This window comes from Streptomyces sp. NBC_01261, assembly GCF_036226385.1.
Classification (GTDB): Bacteria; Actinomycetota; Actinomycetes; order Streptomycetales; family Streptomycetaceae; genus Streptomyces.
In genome coordinates this window covers 7,209,584-7,228,478 of the sequence record NZ_CP108463.1, presented here as the reverse complement: position 1 = coordinate 7,228,478, position 18,895 = coordinate 7,209,584, and the positions used below count along the sequence as shown (strand labels likewise).

Here is an 18,895-nt window from a genome sequence, read left to right as displayed (position 1 = left end):
CGGCATCGTGCCGGGCGCCCCTTCGCGTGCGCCGCTCAGCCCGGGAACATCCCGCCCGTGACGTTCACGAACGTGCCCGTGATGCTCGCCGCGTGGTCCGAGGCGAGGAAGACGGCGGTGGCGGTGATCTCCGCGAGGGTGGGGTTGCGGCGGGTCATGCGCAGGCTGGACAGCTGGTCGAGGATGCCCTGGATCGCGGCCTCGTTGAGGTCGGGGTTGACCTTGCCGAGCTTCTCGACGGTCAGGGTCTCGGGGATGCCGGCGGCCCACAGTCCTACGGCGCGCACGCCGCGCGGGCCCAGTTCCATCGCCAGGTTGCGCACGAGGCTGTCGGTCGCCGCGTCGGCGGGGCCGGTGCCGCCCATCATCGGACTGCCGTGCGCGGAACCGCTGTTGAGGGTGAGGACGACGCCGGAACCCCGTTCGGCCATGCGGCGGGCGGCGGCGCGGGCGGTGATGAGGTTGGCGCGGGTGCCGTTGATCACCGGCGCCAGGAAGGCGTCGACGGGCATGTCGGTGATCGGCAGTCCCTGAACATCACCGCGCGAGACGAGGTTGAAGGACACGTCGATGTCTCCGACACGGGCGAGGTGTTCCTCCACGGCCGTCTCGTCGAGGGCGTCGACGACGGCCACCTCGGCGTCCTTGATACCGATGCCCTTGATGTCACCGGCCACGGCCTCCAGCGTCTCCCGGGTGCGTCCCACGAGGTGGACGCGGGCTCCCTCGGCGGCGAAGGCACGGGCGACCGCACCGCCGATCGAGCCGCCGGCGCCGTAGATGACCGCGGTCCTGTCGGTGAGCAGCATGGTGGTTCTCCTTGCGGGTCGTGTGTCGTTCGAGTCGGCCATACAGACGCACGCGGGGTCCACCACTCATCGGTCACTGGTCACCACCCGTCGCTCACAGTCTCAGCGGTAGTCCGAAGGCCGGGAACAAGTGCGGTTCGAAGGACGTGATCTCCACGATCCGGTCGTCGGCGCCGAAGCGCAGTACGTCGAGGACCTGGGCGCGGTAGACGGTCGTACCGGGGCGGCGGACGTAACCCCCGGCCGCCAGATGGCCGTTGGCGCGGGCGGGCAGGTGGCGCCAATGGCCAAGGAACATGGGCGAGTTGGCGTCGAGGCTCACGCTCAGGAACTCCAGCAGCGCGTCGCGGCCGGTGAACCAGAACGGGTTCGGCGGCATGGTGAGGGTGACGTCCTCGCTGAGCAGCGCGGCGACCTCGGACAGGTCGAGGCGCTCGGCGGCGGCCATGTACCGCTTGACCAGGGTGCGTTGGTGCTCGGTGGGCTCGTCGGTCGGCCAGTCCGCGCGGCGGCCGGGCAGGCGGTCGCGCAGGGTGGGGCGGGCCCGTTGCAGCGCGCTGTTGACCGAGGCCACGGTCATGTCGAGCGCCTCGCCGGTCTCCACGGCGGTCAGCCCGAGCACGTCCCGCAGCACCAACACCGCGCGCTGGCGCGGCGGGAGATGCTGCACGGCGGCCAGGAAGACCAGTTCGAGGGTCTCGCGGGAGACCGCGGCGGCCTCCGGCTGCTCCTCGGCGGAGGGCAACTCGTCGTCGGGGTAAGGCTGTAGCCAGGTGATACGGGCGGGCGGCTCCCCGCCGCCGTGGTTCATGCCGGGCAACGGTTCGTAGCGCTTGGGGCGGCGGGCCGTACGGCGCTGGAAGTCCAGGCAGGCGTTGGTGGCGATGCGGTACAGCCAGGTACGGGCACCGGCCCGCCCCTCGAAGGTGTCCCGGGCCCGCCAGGCCCGCAGGAACGTCTCCTGCACCAGGTCCTCGGCGTCGTCGTAGGACCCGGTCATGCGGTAGCAGTGGACCTGGATCTCACGGCGGTACGACTCGACGAGGGCCGCGAAGTCGCCTTCGTCGACAGGGACTTCGGGACCTGCGGGGGCTTCCGTAACGGGTACGTGAGTGACGGGTTCCTGAGCGGTGTCCCGCGCCGTCCGCGCCACCCGCCGCAGCCGCGCGACGGACGACGACAGTTCCGTCACGCCGGAGTAGAAGACGGAAGGCGGCTGCGGCACCAGCTCCTCCACCTGCCGCCCGATCTCCTTGATCAGCCCGTCGACTCCGACCCCGGTACCACCCTGCCGCTCCCGGTATGCCTTCTGCCGGCAGGCCGCGGAACAGTACACGGAACGCCGGCCGGTACGGCCCGCCCGTGCGGCGAGCGGCTTGCCACAACTGGGGCAGGGGTCTTCGGCCACGAGCGCCTCCGGCGTTGCGTAACGACATTCCCGCGTGACGCTACCTCCCGAACGAGAACAGGAGGCGTCCGCGTACCGATCTGCCCGAACACGGTCGCCCCGAACGCCAGTGCCATCCCAGCCACCTGCACCGCCGTGAGCGCCTGCCCGAGCGCCGCCCAGCCGACGACGGCCGCGGTCAGCGGGGAGAGCGGGCCGAGGAGGGTGACCTGGGTCGCGGAGAGCCGGCCGATGCCGCGGAACCAGAGCCAGTACGCGATCGCCGTGTTGGCCAGCGCGAGGTACAGGTAACCGCCGACCGCCCGCCCGTCGAGCGCGGGCGGCGCCCCCTCGACCAGGAGGGCGACGGGGGCTATCAGCAGCCCGCCGGCGGTGAGTTGCCACCCGGTGAGGGCGAGCGGGCCGACGCCGTCGGGGCGGCCCCACCGCTTGGTCAGCACGGTGCCGGTGGACATGGAGGCGGTGGACGCGAGGGCCGCGAGCACCCCGACCGGGTCGAGCGCTCCGGCCGCCTTCAGGACTACGAGACTCACGCCGAAGGCCGCGACGGCGCCGGTGAGCACGCTCCGGACCGTGGGCCGCTGCCCCAGCAGCAGCGCCGAGAGGCCCACGACGATCAGCGGCCCGACCGAGCCGACGACCGCCGCCATGCCGCCCGGGAGCCGGTACGCGGACAGGAACAGCAGCGGGAAGAAGGCGCCGATGTTCAGCGCGCCGAGCACCGTCGCCTTCCACCACCAGGCACCGCGCGGCAGCACCCGGGCGAGCGCGAGGAGCACGAGACCGGCGGGGAGGGCACGCATCAGGCCGGTGAAGAGGGGGCGGTCGGGCGGGAGGAACTGGGTGGTGACGGCGTAGGTGGTGCCCCAGGAGATGGGGGCGAGGGCGGTGAGCGCGGCCGTCAGGACCGGACGACTGGCCATGGGAGACACCTTCCAAAGTAGGTCACTGGTAACTAGCTTAGCCGTAAGCTAGTTACCGTCAAGCCACTTGTCGGTGATCCGCTGACCACTGATCCACTTTCTTGCGACCGACCTACTGACCGGCGGATACTCACCCCATGAACGACAAGGACCCCGTCGACGCGATCGTCGAGCAGTGGGCGGCCGTGCGGCCCGACCTCGACACCGCCGCGATGGAGGTCTTCGGGCGGATCTTCCGGCTCGCCCGGGCCATGGGCGACCGCATGGAGAAGGCGTACGTCCCGCACGGCATCTCACGCGGCGAGTTCGACGTCCTCGCGACCCTGCGCCGCGCCGACGAGCCGTACACGCTCTCGCCGCGCGAACTCTCCGCGACCCTGATGCTCACCACCGGCGGCATGACCGGCCGCCTCGACAAACTGGAACGGGCCGGCCTGCTCCGCCGCTCCCCCGACCCGCACGACCGCCGGGGCCTCCAAGTCACCCTGACGGAGAAGGGGTTGGCACTCATCGACGAGGCGGTCGGCTCCGGCCTCGCGACACAGACGGCGGCCCTCTCCGGCCTGGACCCCGAACAGGCCGCCCAACTGGCCGACCTGCTCCGGAAGTTGCTGACCTCGACCGAGCGGTAGCCCAAGTCCCGCCCCTGGCGCCTTCGTTGAACCGCCCGTCTCCTACGACACCTGTCAGCCGACGTGCTCGGCGAGCGCCCCGCCGATCTCCTTCGCGTCCGCGGCATCGGCTGCCCACGCCACGTACCCATCGGGCCGCACCAGCAGTGCCGTACGACGGTCGCTCGCCCAGCGCTCCACGGCCAGCCGGTCCTTGCGGGTGCCCTGGTCCTCGTACGGCTCCGGGGTGATCAGTACGAACCGGCCGCCGCGCAGCGCCTCGTAGAGGCGACCGCCGTCGGCGAGGGTCACGTCCGGGACCCGGGTGCCGACGAGGCGGTGGGCGCCTCGGGGCGCCGGGTAGCTGTAGCCGATGCCGGTGAGTTGACCGAGGGCCTTGCGGCGGGCCGGGGCCACGTGGTCGAGGACCGTGGTGAGGACCGCGCGCAGGGCGAGGGTCCAGGGGCGTTTGGCCATGGCGAGGCGGACGATGCCGCCGCTGCTGCGGAGGACCGACCTGCCGACGGGGTGGCGCTCGGTCTGGTAGGTGTCGAGGAGGCCCGGGGCCGCGTGGCCGTCGATCACCGCGGCCAGTTTCCAGCCGAGGTTGGCCGCGTCCTGGAGGCCGGTGTTCATGCCCTGGCCGCCGGCCGGTGTGTGGACGTGCGCGGCGTCGCCCGCGAGGAACACGCGGCCCACCCGGTAGGCGGGCGCCTGGCGTTCGTCGCTGTGGAAGCGGGACATCCAGCGGGCGTCGCGCATCCCGAAGTCACGGCCGAGGGCGAGCCGGGTGATCTCCCTGACCTCGTCGAGGTCGAGGGGCTCGTCGTCGGCGACGTCATGGGCGCGGTTCCAGCCGATGACCCGGTAGTAGCCGTCGCCGAACGGCGCGATGAAGGCGAAGGCGTCGCCGACGGTCGCCACGGTGAGCAGGGTCTCGGGCTTCTCGTCGAGCAGCACGTCCGCGAGGACGACGGAACGGATGACGGAGTGACCGGGGAAGGGCAGCCCGACGGCGTCCCGCACCGCGCTGCGCATCCCGTCCGCCCCGACGACGTAAGCGGCGCGCAGCGACCCGGCCACCCCGCCCGGCCCGCGCACCTCGACGGTCACGCCGGCCGCGTCCTGCGCCAGCCCGGTCATCTCGGTCTCGTGGCGGAAGTCGACCCCCGCCTCGGTCGCGCGGCGCAGCAGCGCCTTCTCCACCTCGTACTGCGGGAGGACGAGGAGGTGGTTGAAGCGGGAGGGGAGAGTGGTGAGGTCGACGGTGAGGCGGCCGAACAGGCGGAGCCGGTCGAGGGGTTGGCCGACGGTCTCCAGCTCGTCGGCGAGGGCGCGGGCGTCGAGCTGCTCCAGGGCGCGGGCGTGCAGGACGAAGGCGCGGGACAGGTTGCTGATCTTCCGCGGGCGCTTCTCCAGCAGGGTGACCGGGACGCCGGCGGCGGCGAGGTCACCGGCCAGGAGCAGACCGGTGGGTCCGGAGCCGACGACGATGACGGTCCGGTCGGGGTTGCCGGTGCGGATGATGTTGGTGCCGTTCATGGTGGCCTCCAAATGCCAACGACCGTTTGCCAACGCTTGTTGGCCAACATAAAACCCGTTCCCTGGACTGTCAACACGTGTTGGCCTACGCTCGTTGGCATGGACGACAGCACCACCGACAGCACCACCGACAGCACCACCGACGGCACCAACGGCACCCATGGCGCCCGCCGCTCCGACGCCACCCGCACCGCCATCCTCGAAGCCGCGCGCGAGCGCTTCGCCAGCGATGGCTACGAACGCGCGACCATCCGCGCCATCGCCAAGGACGCGCGCATCGACCCGTCGATGGTGATGCGCTACTACGGCAACAAGGAGGGCCTGTTCGCGGCGGCCGTCTCCTACGACCTGCGGCTGCCGGACCTGGCCTCGACCCCGCGGGGCGAGGTCGGGCGGGCCCTGGTCACACACTTCCTCGCCATGTGGGAGGAGAACGAGGAGCTGACGGCGATGCTCCGGGTCGGCGCCACGAACAAGGGCGGGGCCGAGCGGATGCAGGGGATCTTCCGGGATCAGCTGATGCCGGTCGCGCGGCAGGCGTGCCCCGACCCGGAGCAGGCACCGGCGCGTGCCGGGCTGGTCGCCGCCCAGCTCCTGGGGCTCGCGCTCACGCGCTACGTACTGCGCTTCCCGCCCACCGTGGCGCTGGCCCGCGAGGAGATCGTGGCCTGGCTCGGCCCCACCCTGCAGCGCTACCTGACGGCACCGAGCCCCTGACCGGAAGCGGACATGCCGAAGGCGCCCGCCTCACCGCTGTGGGTGATGCGGACGCCCTCCGGAAAACGTGAGGTCAGACCTTGGCGTCGACGGCGGTGCCGGTCTTGCCGGGCTTGGCCTTCGGCGCGCGGTCCTTGGACTTGTCCAGCGCCATGACCAGGCCCGCGATGACCGCGAACAGGGCGAGCGGGATCAGGACATAGAGCCCCAGCGTCTCGGCGACGCTCAGGCCATTGCCCGGGTCGTCACCGTCGTCGCGGGTGAGCGCGAGCGCGGGGGACGTCATGAGCAGCATCATCAGCGTCGTACCGGCAGCCAGGGCACCGGCGCGCAGAGCGTTCTTCTTGTCCACACCGCAAAAGTAGCGAACGCCCGAACGGGCCGCGCGCCCGGGGGTGCCGTATGGGGCGCACACCCCTCACTGGCCCCCTTCTCCGCCGACCTCCGCCCCCTCCCCCGACCCCACCCGCAGCACGTCCACCAGCGCGTGCAGCCGCGGTGAGGCGGCCAGTTCCTCCAGCGTCACCGGCCGCCCCTCCGCGTCGGCGACGGGCAGGCGCCAGTTCGGATACTGGTCCCATGTGCCGGGCAGGTTCTGCGGGCGCCGGTCGCCGACGGTGTCGGGCAGCCAGACGCCGATCATCCGGGCCGGGGTGCGGAGCAGGAAGCGGTGGACGGCGTGGATCTCGGCCTCCTCCTCGGACGCGGGCCGCCCGCCGCCCTCGGCGTGTTCGTAGAGGCCGAGCCGGGACAGCAGCGCCAGCCACTCCCCCACATCGGTGGCCGACTCGATCCGCTCCTCCTCCACCGGCCGGGTCAACAGGCCCAGCCGGTCGCGGAGTTCGACGTGTTCGCCGGTGAGCCGGGCCGCGGTGGGCGGCAGGTCGTGGGTGGTGGCGGTGGCGAGGCAGTCGGCCCGCCACCGCTCCGGCGCGAGCGGACGCCCGTCGCCCTCCCAGTCCCGCTCGAACCACAGCACCGACGTGCCGAGCACCCCACGCTCCTGCAAGGTCTCCCGCACCCCCGGTTCCACGGTCCCGAGGTCCTCGCCGATCACCACCGATCCGGCGCGGGACGCCTCCAGCGCGAGGATCGCGAGCATGGCCTCGGCGTCGTAGCGGACGTAGGTGCCCTCCGTCGGCGGGTGCCCCTGCGGGACCCACCAGAGGCGGAACAGGCCCATGACGTGGTCGATGCGCAGGGCGCCGGCGTAGCGGAAGAGGGCGCGGAGCAGGCGGCGGTACGGGGCGTAGCCCGACTCGGCGAGACGGTCGGGGCGCCACGGGGGCAACCCCCAGTCCTGGCCGAGGGAGTTGAAGGCGTCCGGGGGCGCTCCGACCGACATGCCGGCGGCGAAGTACTCCTGTTGCGCCCACGCGTCGGCACCGTCCGGGTGCACCCCGACGGCGAGGTCGTGCACGACCCCGATCGGCATGCCCGCGTCCCGCGCTGCCCGCTGGGCGGCGGTGAGTTGGTCGTCGGTGAGCCAGGCGAGACGGCAGTGGAAGTCGACGCGGTCCATCAACTCGCCCCGGGCGCGGGCGGTTTCGGGTGAGCGCGGGTCGCGCAGCGCGGCCGGCCACTCCCGCCAGTTCGAGCCGTGCACCTCGGCAAGCGCGTACCAGGTGGCGTGGTCCTCCAGCGCCTCGCCCTCGCGGGCGAGGAAGTCGACGTAGGCGGCCCGTCGTCCGGGGCCGAGGGGGACCTCGCGGACGAGTTCCAGCGCCTCCCGCTTCAGCTCCCACACGGCGTCGCGGTCGATCAACGCGTCCTTCTCCAGGACGGATTCCCGCAGCCGTACGGCCCGTTCGAGGACCCCGCGCAGTCTCTCGCGCTCCGCTTCCTCGACGTAGGCGAACTCGGGGATGTCCTCGACCCGCAGATACACCGGGTCGGGGAAGCGGCGCGAGGACGGCCGGTACGGCGACGGGTCGGTGGGCGCGCCAGGCACGGCCGCGTGCAAGGGGTTGACCTGCACGAACCCGGCCCCGAGCGATCGCCCGGCCCAGGCGGTGAGTTCACCCAGATCACCGAGGTCGCCCATGCCCCAGGAGCGCCGGGAGAGCAGCGAGTACACCTGCACCATCAGCCCGTACGACCGTCCCGCGGGCGCGGGCAACCGGTCCGGGGCGACGACGAGTTGGGCCTCGGCGCTGCGGCCGTCCGGCGCGGTGGCGGTCACGTGGTGGACGCCGGGCGGGAGTTGCTCGGCGCTCGCCCGCGCCTCGCCCTGCTCGGTCTCGATGTGCAGCACGGTGCCCTCGGGCAGCGCGTCGAGCGCGGCGGGCGTACCGCCGTACCGGCCCACGACGGTGGGCGGCAACAGCCGTTCGGCCAGCTCCTGTTGGCGGGCGGCGAGCGCGGTGGCGGTGGCCCGCGGGGTGCTCGCGTCGACGCCGAGGGCGGCCAGCGCGGCGACGACCGCGACGGTCGAGGCGGGGACCGCGCGGTCCGGGGAGGGGCTGTAGGCGGTGGCGACGCCGTGCAGTTCGGCGAGCCGGGACAGGTCCTCGCCGAGGGTGTCCGCCGGCCGGGGTGCGGTCATCTAGGGCCTCGTCGAGTCCGGGTCGGCGAAAGCGAGCGGTTCTCCGCCCATCGGGTCGTCGAACGCGACGGCCTCGCTGGTGAGCGGCGCGTCCATGGTGGCGGACTCGCTGGTGAGCGGGGTGGCGTCGGCGAGCGGGGGCTCGCTGGTGAGGGGTTCGGCGTCGGCCAGCGGCGGTTCGCTGGTCAGCGGGGTCTCGGCCCAGGCTCCCTCGGAGTCGAGGAAGAACAGGTCGGGGGTGAGGTCGGCGGCCGGCTCCGGGGTGCGTTTGGAGCGGGCCGGGCGCGGAAGCGACGCCGATGCTGCGGCCACGGGGGCCTCCTTCTGTCGTGTCGGGCGTGCGGGCGGGTCACCGCAGCCCTACCCAGTGGGCGCGACGGCAGACCTCCAGGTTGGGGTACGGGTGGCACGGCAGCCACTCCCGCCTCCCACTCCCCGCCATTCTCCTACTGATCACTATTCACTCAGTACATGTACCTGGTGCATACTGAGCGCCATGAGCACCCGCCACATCCTGCTGGGCCTGCTCGCCGGAGGACCGAGCCACGGCTACGACCTCAAGCGACGCCACGACGAACGTTTCCCGCAGGCCCGCCCACTGGCGTACGGGCAGGTCTACACGACCCTGCAACGCCTGGTCCGGGACGGTCTCGCGGAGGTCGACGGCACCGGCTCGGACGGCGGCCCGGAGCGCACGGCGTACCGCTCGACGGCGGAGGGTTCGCGTGAACTCGCGCGCTGGGCGGGGGAGATCGCGCCGCCCGCGCCCTTCGTGACGAACGAGATCTTCGCCAAGGTCGTCGTCTCGATCCTGGCCGACGGCGACCCGGAGGCGTATCTGAGGGCCCAACGCGCCGCCCACATGGAGCGGATGAGGGAACTCACGGCGGTCAAGACCGCCAAGGGATCCGACCTGGCGACCGTGCTCTCGGCGGACTACGCCCTCAACCACCTTGACGCGGACCTCCGTTGGATGGCGACGACGGCGGCCCGGCTGACCACTCTGACCGCGGAGGTCGACACAGCATGAGCAACCAGGAGGACACCTCGGTGCCGCTTCTCGCGGCCCGTGACCTCGCCAAGACGCACGGCAGGACCCGGGCGCTGAGCGGCGCCTCGGCCGACCTGGGCGCCGGCGAGATCCTCGCCGTCACGGGGACCAGCGGCAGCGGCAAGTCCACCCTGCTCCACTGCCTGGCCGGGATCGTCCGCCCCGACGAGGGGACGGTGACGTACGCCGGGGAACGGCTGGACGAACTCCCCGAGAAGCGGCTCAGCGAGCTGCGGCGGACCGAGTTCGGGGTGGTCTTCCAGTTCGGCCAGCTGATACCCGAGCTGACGGCCGTCGACAACGTCGCGCTGCCGCTGCTGCTCGCGGGCGCCTCGCGCTCGGACGCCCGGGCCACCGCGGGGGAGTGGCTGGAGCGGTTCGGGGTGCGTGGGCAGGCCGAGTCGCGGCCGGGCGAGCTGAGCGGCGGCCAGGCCCAACGGGTCGCCCTCGCCCGGGCGTTGGTCACCGCCCCGAAGGTCGTCTTCGCGGACGAACCGACGGGCGCGCTGGACTCCCTGGCGAGCGAGCAGGTGATGACGGCCCTGGTCACGACGGCCCGCGAGTCCGGTACGGCGGTCCTGCTGATCACTCATGACGCGCAGGTCGCGGCGTACGCGGACCGCGAGATCCGGCTGACGGACGGGACCGTGGCGACGGCGGGGGTGACGGTATGAGGTCACTGAGGTCACTGGGGTCCGATCTGCGGCTGGCCTGGCTGCTGACCCGGGGTTCGGACCGGCGGGAGTGGTGGCGGGTCGGGCTCACGGCATTCGGGGCCGCGCTGGCGACGGGGATCGGACTGGCCGTCGTAGCGCTGCTGTCGTTGGAGGGGTTCTACGCCGTGTCCTTCGGGTCGGGGCTGTTCGACTCCCCCGGTGACCGGCAGAACGTGAGTCTGGCGGTCGGGCTGCTGCTGATCCCGGTGCTCGGGTTCCTCGGGCAGTGCGCGCGGATCGGGGCGGTGCACCGGGACCGGCGGCTGGCCGCGTTGCGGCTGGCGGGGGCCGGGCCCTGGCAGGTGCGGCGGATCGCGGCGCTGGAGTCGGGGCTCGCGTGCCTGGCCGGTGCGGTGGTCGCGACGGCGGTGGTCGTACCGCTGCTGCCGTACGCCGTCGCCTGGGCCGGTGTCGTCCTGGTCGCCGCGGCCGTGCCGGTGCTGGGCGCGGGTGTGAGCGCGGTGGCGCTGCGCCGGGTGGTGGCCGATCCGCTGGGCCGGGTACGGCGGACCCGGCCGGTGCGGGGGCCGGGGCGGCTGTTCGGTACGGCGACGCGACTGCTGGCGGTGACGGCGGCGGCGATCGCGCTGACGCCGGTCTTCGGCAGCCCCGTCTCCTTCGGACTCGGCCCCGTGACCGTGCTGGTCCTGGCCGTACTGATCAGCCTGATCGCGATCTGGCTCTCCGGGGCCTCGTCCCGCCAACTGGGTGAGGGCTTCGCGGCCGGCACCTCCCGCCCCGCCCTGTTGATCGCGGCGGAACGGATGCGCGAGGACCCCTGGTCGACCGCCCGTACCCACGCGGCGCTGCTGCTGGTGACGGTCGTCGGCTCGGGCTTCGCGGGCGTACGGCAGATCCTGCTCGCGGGCCTGGAGGACATGCGCCGCAGGGGCCACCTCGGCACGCGCATGTCGTACTACACGACGGGCATCGACCTCACGGCCGCCGCGATCCTCGTCGCCTTCGCGCTCGTCCTGACCGCCCTGGCCGTCGGCACCGCCGAGTCCCTCGCCACCAGGCGCCGGGGCCTGGCCGCACAGGTGGCGGCCGGGGTGCCGCACGCCGTACTGGCCCGCGCGCTCCTCCTGGAGACCGCGCTGCCGCTGCTCCCGGCGATCGCGGTGGCGGGCCTCGGCGGTACGGCGATCAGCTTCTGGTACGGCGCCGCCGTCTCCAGGCACACGGACGTGCCGGTGCCGTACGGCGCGCTGCTGGTGCCGGTCGGGGTGTACGCGGCCTGCGTGCTGGCGGCGGCCACGTCACTGCCGCTGCTGCGGCGGTCGGTGCGGCCGGGCGAGCTGCGGTACGCATGACGGTCCGCCCCGGCAGCACGGGGGGCTGCCGGGGCGGACGACTCCGTACCGCCGTGCGTGGGCGTACACAAAAGCCCGGATCGTCAGGCGGAGATGCCGTCGATCCGGGCCATCGCGTCCTCCGCGCCGTACGGCTGCAAGTACGGCAGCCAGCGCGGGTCCCTATGGCCTGTCCCGATGATGCGCCAGGCCAGGCCGGTGGGTGGGGCGGGTTTGTGGCGCAGCCGCCAGCCGATCTCGAAGAGGTGTCGGTCGGCCTTCGTGTGGTTGCAGCGGCGGCAGGACGCCACCACGTTGTCCCAGACGTGCTTGCCCCCGCGGCTGCGCGGAATGACATGGTCGACGCTGGTTGCGACGCCACCGCAGTACATGCACCGGCCCCCGTCGCGCGCGAAGAGCGCCCGGCGGGTGAGAGGAACGGGCCCCCGATAGGGAACCCGTACGAATCGCTTGAGCCGGACCACGCTGGGTGCGGGGACTGTGACGGTTGCGCTGTGCATAAAGGCGCCGGATTCCTCAAGGGAGACAGCCTTGTTCTCCAGGACGAGGACGAGCGCGCGGCGGAGCGGTACGACGCCGAGTGGCTCGTACGACGCGTTGAGGACCAGGACATGCGGCACGGATGCCTCCTTGTGCGTCGGCGGCGCGTGGCTCGCGCCGGGACGATCTGTAGTCAGTCTCCCCTCATGCCTGGTGGAAGCGCCACCATGTCCCGGTAACGGGCTGGGAGTGTTTTCGACCACATGTGACGCCGTCCCGGGACGGGTGTGGGTTCGTCCCACCTGTTCATTCCCGGCTGAGCGCGGCCTCTCCCCTGAACATGGCAACGATCCACACACGATGCCCCGATAGTGTGGTGTGCCTGCCCCTACGGTGACCTATTCGTGACCTAGAACCGCGTGTACGAAGACGTGTACGACCTTGACCGCAGCGCCGGGGGCGGACCGCACCTGGAGGTACCTGCCGTGTCCTTGTCCGCCGTCCTGCCGGCCGCCGCCACGCCGTCGCCCTCTCCGAGCCCCTCGGAGACGGCGGTGACCGTGCCCTCGCTCCAGGACGCCCAGGAGAGCGCGACCAACGCCGCGAGCTGGGTGGAGCAGAACTGGTCCACATGGCTGGCGATAGGTCTCCGGGTGCTGCTGATCGTGGTGATCGCGGCGGTCCTGAGAATGACGGTGCGACGGGCGATCACCAAGCTGATAGACCGGATGAACCGCACGGTCGAGTCGGTGGACGGCACGGCGCTGGGCGGCCTCCTGGTGAACGCGGAACGCCGCCGCCAGCGCTCCCAGGCGATCGGCTCGGTCCTCCGCTCGGTGGCGTCTTTCGTGATCCTGGGCACAGCCGCACTGATGGTGCTGGCGACCTTCGAGATCAACCTCGCCCCGCTTCTCGCCTCCGCCGGTGTCGCGGGCGTGGCGATCGGTTTCGGCGCCCGGAACCTCGTCACGGACTTCCTCTCCGGCGTCTTCATGATCCTTGAGGACCAGTACGGCGTCGGCGACCAGATCGACGCGGGCGTCGCCTCCGGCGAGGTCATCGAGGTCGGCCTCCGCGTGACCAAGCTCCGCGGCGACAACGGCGAGATCTGGTACGTCCGCAACGGCGAGGTCAAACGCATCGGCAACCTGTCCCAGGGCTGGGCCACGGCGGGCGTCGACGTCACGGTGCGTGCCTCCGAGAACCTGGACCGGGTGAAGGCCACGCTCGACTCGGTCACGGAGAAGATGAGCAAGGAGGAGCCCTGGAACGAGCTCCTCTGGGGCCCGATCGAAGTCCTCGGCCTGGACAGTGTGTTGATCGACTCGATGGTCGTCCGGCTCTCCGCCAAGACCATGCCGGGCAAGTCGGTGACGGTCGAGCGGGAGCTGCGGTGGCGGGTGAAGCGGGCCTTCGACGAGGCGAACATCCGCATCGTGGGCGGGGCGACGGCGGATCCGGTGGACGACGTGGCGGACCCGACGGAGTCGGTCGCGGCGCCGTCGGTGTACTCGAACTCGGACTCGCCTCAGGTGGCGGCCACTTCGCCGCTTTCCTCGCAGCGGCCTACGGGGCGCTAGGCGTAGGAGGCCGACGCGAGGTGGGGCGGGCTTCGCCCAACCCCGCCCGCTCGGCCCCCGTATCGAAGAACCGCCCCACATACTCGCCGGCGGCCAAACCGCTCTCCCGCATGAGGGAGAAGACCTCGGCGCCCTCCCCCGGCTCGCCGAACATCCGGTACGCCTCGGCGAAGTCGGCGTACTCGACGCCGTCGAGGTCCGCGCAGTACTCGTGCGCCTCCAACTCCCCACGGCTGATGGCCTCGTCGAGCGAGGTGGCCCGCCACAGGGTCAACCTCTCTTCATAGACACCGAGTTCACGATGCCGGAACACCCACCGGACGCCGTACCAGGACTGCTCGCTCACCTGTTGCTCCCCCACTCCTCACCGTCCCGCGATCGGTGAACCGCCGGCCGAACCAGCCCACTTGAAGGACCATGGACTCGCGTACGGCGATCTCGCCGGCTTCGCGGATGGCACGGTCGTGTACGGAGGCGTCGGCGCTGTTGATCGCCTGCTCGGCGGCGTGCAGTCTCCGGGTGGCGTTCCATCTCGACGATCACGCCCCACTCCCGGTGGAACATGCGGATCGGTACGACGCTGTCCTCGTCACCGGCCCGTACAAACGCCCTCCGCACGTCCTCGAAGAACTCCGGGAGGCGGGAGGGGACGACGGTGGCCACGGCCTGCCGAAGTGCCGGAAGCGTGAGGTCGGGACGGGGGATCAGTGGAGCGTCCCCCTCCGCGTACGGCATGGTCATCGGCCGCCCCTTCCGCTCACCGAGCGCCCTTGTGGGACGTGCCCACGCTAACGCCGCTCCCGTCACTCCCTCACGCCAACGGGGCTCCCATCCCCAGCGGTGGGACAAGGCTCCGACCAGGAGTGGTCCCCGCCCGAACTGATCCGTGTCGCCTGCCGGGCACGGGTTCGGCAACCGTTCGCCGCGCGGGTCGCTGACGTCGACGCGGAGGGTGACCCCGGTGACTGTGATGCGGACCCGGATCACCCGGTCCCGCAGGCTGCCGTGCAGCAGGGCGTTGGTCATCAACTCGGATACGACGAGGGCGACATCACCGGCGAGGGCGGGGCGCTCCCACTCGGAACGGGGTTGGGTGCCCATGCGGGACCCCGACATCCGGGTGCTGTGCGCGTTCTACGGGCTGGACGAGTCGAAATCCGTAGCCCGAGTACGCGCGAGGGGTGGTCGTCAGCGAGGGCCTGTCGGCGCCCGAGCCACTCCAGGTCTACGCACGGCTTCGGCTTCGTGACGTCCAGCTACAGCAGTGGAAGCGGCGAGTGCCTCGAAGTCGCCCGCAACATCCCCGGCACCATAGCCATCCGCGACTCCAAGTCCCCCACAGGACACCCTCCCCGCAGAAGTGTGACACTTTCGCCCCGAGTGTCACATTTCCACACCCCACCCCTCGGCGCCGGGCGTCCCGGCTCCTGGACATCGCGGTCGACGGGATGCGCCCACCCCCAACCCCACGCCCAAGTCACCCGCGCAGCAAGCCCATTCCCCGGTACGTCCGCAGATCCTGGCCGGCCTGTCGGCACGCTTCGGCCTCCACCAACCCCAACCCCTGGGCCAGTTGACACAACGCGACGAATGACACCCCCCGCCGCACCCCTGAGATCCCCGTGTACGCCTCCCCCTCGCGAAGGTCGAGCAGGACCGTCCCCGAAGGTTCGTCGAAGGTGATCGAGCCCCAGACCGTGTGGCCATGGCGGCCCGGGCGCCAGCGGAACCAGATCTCCTCGCGTCCCTTCTCCGCCGTGACGGCGACCCGGTCCGAGGCCTTCAACTCCGCGCCCATCCGGTCGGACCAGCCCACCGAGGGCTGTAGCGCGCGGAGTTGGCGGGTCTGACGGTCGGCGAGGACATCCGGGGTGAAGGCGACACCCACCGTACGGGCCCGTCGCCGTAGCGACAGCGATGTCACGACCGCCCAGACGACACTGACTGCGGCCCACAACACGACGTCCTCGCCCGCCTCGGCCCAGGTGATGCCGTCCTGGCCCAAGGCCACCCGGAGCATCTCGACCGTCCCGAGCACGGCGCCGAACCCACCCGCCGCCTCCCGCCAGCACCCCACCAACACCCTCACGCCCCGCACCCCGTTCCCTGGATCCCCTTGTCTCGCAAACGCCGCTGATCAAAAGTCAGAAGCCTGTGAGGCGACTGGCAGGACGGGTCGGTCCACATCACGAATCGGCCTCGGGGGCGGAGCCGTAGCGGCTGAAAAGCGCCCAACAGGGCTCGCAATTCCGGCACATCGGGAGAATCTCCGCCACCCGCTCCCACCTGCGACTTTACCCATCGTGACGAAGCCGTGATGCGATCACCTTCACAGGTTCAATTCATTTTCATCGCAGGCTCCCCATGCCTAAGGTCGCCCCACGACGGGCCCTTGTTCTGGAGCGCAATGCCCAGGGGCCCGTTTCGAATGCGGGGACAAGAATGAGAAAAATCGCCATCGGCACCGCCCTGACCGGTGCCCTGGCCCTGACCGGTGCCCTGGCCCTGACCGGTCTGGCCGCGCCGCTCGCGCAGGCCGCGACGCCGGACCTGGTCTTCTCCGGCGTGACGGTCAACAAGGGGAAGGCGGTCGTCGTCGGTACCACCGCCGCGGTGAAGGTGCCCGTGACGTACACCCTGACGCGACCCTCGGACCTGGTCATCGACTACAAGACGACGTTCGCGGGGATCATGCTCTACCGGGGCGGACTCTCGGACTTCGACAACGAGCTCGACAGCGACATGTCGCCGACGTGCACGACGACCGCCACGACGGACACCACGGTCACGGAGTCGTGCTCCGACACGATCACGGTCGACCCGGGCGACAGCCTGTACGAGACCGCCGACGCGACCACCTGGAACGTCGGCGGCATGTACGGCCGCTACGACGTCGACCTGGACGACTCCGACGACAAGATCAGCTCGTCGATGGACTTCGCCGCCTGGGGCAACAAGGGCAAGGTCAGGATCCAGCGCGCCGCCAAACTCACCGCCAACGCCTCCCCGGAGCCGGTGAAGAAGGGGAGGACCATCACGGTCACCGGCGCGCTGACGCGGGCGAACTGGGAGACCGGCAAGTACTCCGGCTACGTGTCCCAGCCCGCCAAGTTGCAGTTCAGGGCGAAGAGTTCGGGCACCTACACCACCGTCAAGACGGTCACCACCGGGAAGAGCGGTGCCCTGACGACGACCGTGAAGGCGGCGCAGGACGGTTACTTCCGCTACGTCTTCGCCGGCACCTCCACCACCGGCGCGGCCACCGCCGCCGGTGACTTCATCGACGTCGAGTAGGACGCCGGGTAGCACCAACCCCTCCCCCACCGCCCCCGCAGGTAACGAGTCTGTTGCCTCGGGGGCGGTGTCTATTGACGCCCCCTTCGTCCCGGGCTTACGTTCCTCCCACCCAATTGGAAACTTTCCTAACAGTGATCACGTGACACGCTATGTGGTTCGGGAGTTCGAAAGGCAGGTGGCGTAAGACATGGCAGGAACCTCCGGTACCCCGGGCAGCGGCACCCCGGGCACCCCCCGCGTCCTGCGCGCCATGAACGACCGTGCCGCCCTCGACCTCCTCCTGGAGCACGGCCCGCTCTCCCGCACCCGGATCGGCAAGCTCACCGGCCTCTCCAAGCCGACCGCCTCGCAGCTGCTGGCCCGGCTGGAGGCCGCGGGGCTCGTACTCGCCACCGGGACCAGCGAGGGGCGGCCGGGCCCCAACGCCCAGCTGTACGTGGTCAATCCGGGTGCCGCGTACGCCGCCGGGCTCGACGTCACGCCGGAGCGCATCCGCGCCGCCGTCGCCGACGTCACCGGACGGACGGTGGGAGAGTTCGAGCTCGCCACTCCTGGCCGGCGGCCCGCCCAGCCCGTCGTACGGCAGGTGACGGATGCCCTCGACGGGGCGGTGAAGGCGGCCGGGCTCGCCCGGGACGACGTCCACCGGCTCGTCATCGGCACCCCCGGCGCCTTCGACCCCAACACCGGCCGGCTGCGCTACGCCTCCCACCTGCCGGGCTGGCACTCCCCCGCCCTGCTCGACGAACTCGCCGCCGCGCTGCCGATGCCGGTGGAGTACGAGAACGACGTCAACCTCGTCGCCATCGCCGAGCAGCGGCTCGGCGCGGCCCGCGGGCACGGCGACTTCGTGCTGCTGTGGAACGAGGGCGGTCTCGGTGCCGCCCTGGTCCTCGGCGGCCGGCTGCACCGCGGCTGGACCGGCGGTGCGGGCGAGGTCGGCTTCCTGCCGGTGCCGGGCGCACCCCTGGTCCGCCAGGTGACCAAGGCCAACAGCGGTGGTTACCAGGCCCTGGCCGGTTCGCAGGCGCTGCCCGGGCTCGCCCGGGAACTCGGCATCACCGAGATCCCGACGGGTCCGCACGCCGAGGTCGCCGCCGCCCTCGTCGCGTCCGCCGCCGACCATACGACCGGACCCCAGCGGCGGCTCCTGGAGATCTACGCGACCCATCTCGCGACCGGTCTCGCCTCGCTCGTCTCCGTGCTCGACCCCGAACTCGTCGTCCTCAGCGGTGGCTCGCTGGCCGCGGGCGGCGAACCTCTCCGCGCCCTCGTCCAGGCCGAGTTGGAGGAGCTGGCGGCGTCACGGCCCCGGCTCGTCGTCGGCGACGTCCATGAACACCCCGTGCTGCGCGGCGCGTTGGAGAGCGCGCTGGCAACCACCCGCGACGAGGTCTTCGACACCTCCCGCTGAGACCCCGCTCCGACCAGCCAACTCCGCCCTCCCCGAACCGACTTCGACCCACCCGGCTCCCCCGGACCGACTTCGACCCACCCTGCTCCCCTGAACCAACTGACCAACCGGCTTCCCGGACCGACCCCGATCCGCCTGGCTCCTCGGACCGACTCCGACCCACACGCACCGCCCGCACCACCCCGCACCTCCGGACCGACTCCGCACCACCCCGCACCTCCGGACCGACCCCGATCCGCCTCGCTTGCTCCTCGGACCGACTCCGCACCACCCCGCACCTCCGGACCGACCCCGATCCGCCTCGCTTGCTCCTCGGACCGACTCCGCACCACCCCGCACCTCCAGACCGACCCCGATCCGCCTCGCTTGCTCCTCGGACCGACTCCGCACCACCCCGCACCGCCCGCACCACCCCGCCCCACCCGGCCCCTCCGGACCGACCCCGCCCCACCCCGCTTCCTCACCCCGCCCGCCCCACCGGCGCCCCTC

General features: G+C 71.7%; 19 protein-coding genes and 1 pseudogene. 9 read left to right on the top strand and 11 right to left on the bottom strand.

Translation table 11 applies throughout. The features are described 5' to 3' along the window. Positions 1 to 35 precede the first annotated feature (35 nt). From OG226_RS32175 to OG226_RS32165, 3 genes are all read right to left on the bottom strand, one after another. Positions 36 to 809 (bottom strand): SDR family NAD(P)-dependent oxidoreductase, encoded by a 774-nt coding sequence (locus OG226_RS32175; protein WP_329350862.1) that lies wholly within the window; start codon positions 807 to 809, stop codon positions 36 to 38. A gap of 94 nt (positions 810 to 903) precedes the next feature. After that, entirely contained in the window at positions 904 to 2,145 is a 1,242-nt protein-coding gene (locus tag OG226_RS32170) for a sigma-70 family RNA polymerase sigma factor (protein ID WP_329353569.1), read from the bottom strand. Beyond that, positions 2,067 to 3,140, bottom strand: coding sequence for an EamA family transporter (locus OG226_RS32165; protein WP_329350861.1), 1,074 nt, complete (start codon positions 3,138 to 3,140; stop codon positions 2,067 to 2,069). Before OG226_RS32165 ends, OG226_RS32170 begins: the two co-directional genes overlap by 79 nt. Positions 3,141 to 3,277: 137 nt before the next feature. Between OG226_RS32165 and OG226_RS32160 the strand changes: the two genes are divergently transcribed. Next, a complete protein-coding gene (locus OG226_RS32160) occupies positions 3,278 to 3,772 on the top strand; it encodes a MarR family winged helix-turn-helix transcriptional regulator (RefSeq protein ID WP_328683310.1) in 495 nt (164 codons plus the stop codon). Between the two features lie 54 nt (positions 3,773 to 3,826). On the opposite strand, the gene OG226_RS32155 is transcribed toward OG226_RS32160, so the two are convergent. Beyond that, positions 3,827 to 5,293: an FAD-dependent monooxygenase gene (locus OG226_RS32155; protein WP_329350860.1), complete on the bottom strand. Its 1,467-nt coding sequence runs from the start codon at positions 5,291 to 5,293 to the stop codon at positions 3,827 to 3,829. Positions 5,294 to 5,392: 99 nt separating this feature from the next. Between OG226_RS32155 and OG226_RS32150 the strand changes: the two genes are divergently transcribed. Then, entirely contained in the window at positions 5,393 to 6,010 is a 618-nt protein-coding gene (locus OG226_RS32150; protein ID WP_329350859.1) for a TetR/AcrR family transcriptional regulator, read from the top strand. Positions 6,011 to 6,083: 73 nt separating this feature from the next. Here the strand turns inward: OG226_RS32150 and OG226_RS32145 are convergent, their stop codons facing one another. The 3 genes from OG226_RS32145 to OG226_RS32135 form a co-directional block, all read right to left on the bottom strand. Next, positions 6,084 to 6,362, bottom strand: coding sequence for a hypothetical protein (locus tag OG226_RS32145; RefSeq protein ID WP_329350858.1), 279 nt, complete (start codon positions 6,360 to 6,362; stop codon positions 6,084 to 6,086). A gap of 66 nt (positions 6,363 to 6,428) precedes the next feature. Further along, positions 6,429 to 8,555: a 4-alpha-glucanotransferase gene (gene malQ, locus OG226_RS32140; protein WP_329350857.1), complete on the bottom strand. Its 2,127-nt coding sequence runs from the start codon at positions 8,553 to 8,555 to the stop codon at positions 6,429 to 6,431. Continuing rightward, positions 8,556 to 8,867, bottom strand: coding sequence for a hypothetical protein (locus tag OG226_RS32135; protein WP_329350856.1), 312 nt, complete (start codon positions 8,865 to 8,867; stop codon positions 8,556 to 8,558). Positions 8,868 to 9,051: 184 nt separating this feature from the next. On the opposite strand from OG226_RS32135, the gene OG226_RS32130 reads away from it, so the two are divergent. The 3 genes from OG226_RS32130 to OG226_RS32120 are packed head-to-tail and all read left to right on the top strand — an operon-like array spanning position 9,052 to position 11,635. After that, positions 9,052 to 9,585 (top strand): PadR family transcriptional regulator, encoded by a 534-nt coding sequence (locus tag OG226_RS32130; protein WP_329350855.1) that lies wholly within the window; start codon positions 9,052 to 9,054, stop codon positions 9,583 to 9,585. Next, complete coding sequence (locus OG226_RS32125; RefSeq protein WP_328683303.1) at positions 9,582 to 10,280, top strand: ABC transporter ATP-binding protein; 699 nt, start codon at positions 9,582 to 9,584, stop codon at positions 10,278 to 10,280. The genes OG226_RS32130 and OG226_RS32125 overlap by 4 nt, the downstream gene beginning before the upstream one ends. Further along, positions 10,277 to 11,635, top strand: coding sequence for an ABC transporter permease (locus OG226_RS32120; RefSeq protein WP_329350854.1), 1,359 nt, complete (start codon positions 10,277 to 10,279; stop codon positions 11,633 to 11,635). Before OG226_RS32125 ends, OG226_RS32120 begins: the two co-directional genes overlap by 4 nt. Before the next feature lie 83 nt (positions 11,636 to 11,718). Here OG226_RS32120 and OG226_RS32115 read toward each other — a convergent pair whose 3' ends face one another. Then, positions 11,719 to 12,255 carry an HNH endonuclease gene (locus OG226_RS32115; RefSeq protein WP_019063156.1) on the bottom strand — a complete coding sequence of 179 codons (537 nt, stop codon included), beginning with the start codon at positions 12,253 to 12,255 and terminating at the stop codon, positions 11,719 to 11,721. A 345-nt stretch (positions 12,256 to 12,600) separates the two neighbouring features. Between OG226_RS32115 and OG226_RS32110 the strand changes: the two genes are divergently transcribed. Further along, positions 12,601 to 13,695, top strand: coding sequence for a mechanosensitive ion channel family protein (locus OG226_RS32110; RefSeq protein ID WP_328683301.1), 1,095 nt, complete (start codon positions 12,601 to 12,603; stop codon positions 13,693 to 13,695). On the opposite strand, the gene OG226_RS32105 is transcribed toward OG226_RS32110, so the two are convergent. Next, positions 13,682 to 14,041, bottom strand: a complete 360-nt coding sequence (locus OG226_RS32105; RefSeq protein WP_329350853.1) for a hypothetical protein — start codon at positions 14,039 to 14,041, stop codon at positions 13,682 to 13,684. The two genes, OG226_RS32110 and OG226_RS32105, sit on opposite strands and share 14 nt — an antisense overlap. Beyond that, positions 14,038 to 14,796 carry an ATP-binding protein gene (locus tag OG226_RS32100; RefSeq protein ID WP_329350852.1) on the bottom strand — a complete coding sequence of 253 codons (759 nt, stop codon included), beginning with the start codon at positions 14,794 to 14,796 and terminating at the stop codon, positions 14,038 to 14,040. Before OG226_RS32100 ends, OG226_RS32105 begins: the two co-directional genes overlap by 4 nt. Here OG226_RS32100 and OG226_RS32095 point away from each other — a divergent pair. Next, positions 14,701 to 15,030: pseudogene (locus OG226_RS32095) on the top strand (DUF397 domain-containing protein); the annotation flags it as partial. The gene OG226_RS32100 and the pseudogene OG226_RS32095 sit on opposite strands and share 96 nt — an antisense overlap. A gap of 142 nt (positions 15,031 to 15,172) precedes the next feature. On the opposite strand, the gene OG226_RS32090 reads toward OG226_RS32095, so the two are convergent. Further along, the gene (locus tag OG226_RS32090; RefSeq protein WP_329350851.1) at positions 15,173 to 15,784 is read right to left on the bottom strand and encodes a hypothetical protein; all 612 of its coding nucleotides are present in this window, start codon (positions 15,782 to 15,784) and stop codon (positions 15,173 to 15,175) included. A 353-nt stretch (positions 15,785 to 16,137) separates the two neighbouring features. On the opposite strand from OG226_RS32090, the gene OG226_RS32085 reads away from it, so the two are divergent. Together OG226_RS32085 and OG226_RS32080 are read left to right on the top strand one after the other, a co-directional pair. Then, positions 16,138 to 16,989, top strand: coding sequence for a hypothetical protein (locus tag OG226_RS32085; RefSeq protein WP_329350850.1), 852 nt, complete (start codon positions 16,138 to 16,140; stop codon positions 16,987 to 16,989). A gap of 190 nt (positions 16,990 to 17,179) precedes the next feature. Next, the gene (locus OG226_RS32080; protein WP_328683296.1) at positions 17,180 to 18,406 is read left to right on the top strand and encodes an ROK family transcriptional regulator; all 1,227 of its coding nucleotides are present in this window, start codon (positions 17,180 to 17,182) and stop codon (positions 18,404 to 18,406) included. The last annotated feature ends 489 nt before the right edge of the window (positions 18,407 to 18,895 follow it).

Bases quoted from the DNA above. Each gene is read 5' to 3' on its own strand.
- OG226_RS32130 (WP_329350855.1), top strand. From the start codon at position 9,052: ATGAGCACCCGCCACATCCTGCTGGGCCTGCTCGCCGGAGGACCGAGC.
- OG226_RS32080 (WP_328683296.1), top strand. From the start codon at position 17,180: ATGGCAGGAACCTCCGGTACCCCGGGCAGCGGCACCCCGGGCACCCCC.
- OG226_RS32155 (WP_329350860.1), bottom strand. From the start codon at position 5,293: ATGAACGGCACCAACATCATCCGCACCGGCAACCCCGACCGGACCGTC.
- OG226_RS32120 (WP_329350854.1), top strand. From the start codon at position 10,277: ATGAGGTCACTGAGGTCACTGGGGTCCGATCTGCGGCTGGCCTGGCTG.
- OG226_RS32150 (WP_329350859.1), top strand. From the start codon at position 5,393: ATGGACGACAGCACCACCGACAGCACCACCGACAGCACCACCGACGGC.
- OG226_RS32175 (WP_329350862.1), bottom strand. From the start codon at position 809: ATGCTGCTCACCGACAGGACCGCGGTCATCTACGGCGCCGGCGGCTCG.
- OG226_RS32085 (WP_329350850.1), top strand. From the start codon at position 16,138: ATGAGAAAAATCGCCATCGGCACCGCCCTGACCGGTGCCCTGGCCCTG.
- malQ (WP_329350857.1), bottom strand. From the start codon at position 8,555: ATGACCGCACCCCGGCCGGCGGACACCCTCGGCGAGGACCTGTCCCGG.
- OG226_RS32125 (WP_328683303.1), top strand. From the start codon at position 9,582: ATGAGCAACCAGGAGGACACCTCGGTGCCGCTTCTCGCGGCCCGTGAC.
- OG226_RS32165 (WP_329350861.1), bottom strand. From the start codon at position 3,140: ATGGCCAGTCGTCCGGTCCTGACGGCCGCGCTCACCGCCCTCGCCCCC.
- OG226_RS32100 (WP_329350852.1), bottom strand. From the start codon at position 14,796: ATGGGCACCCAACCCCGTTCCGAGTGGGAGCGCCCCGCCCTCGCCGGT.
- OG226_RS32160 (WP_328683310.1), top strand. From the start codon at position 3,278: ATGAACGACAAGGACCCCGTCGACGCGATCGTCGAGCAGTGGGCGGCC.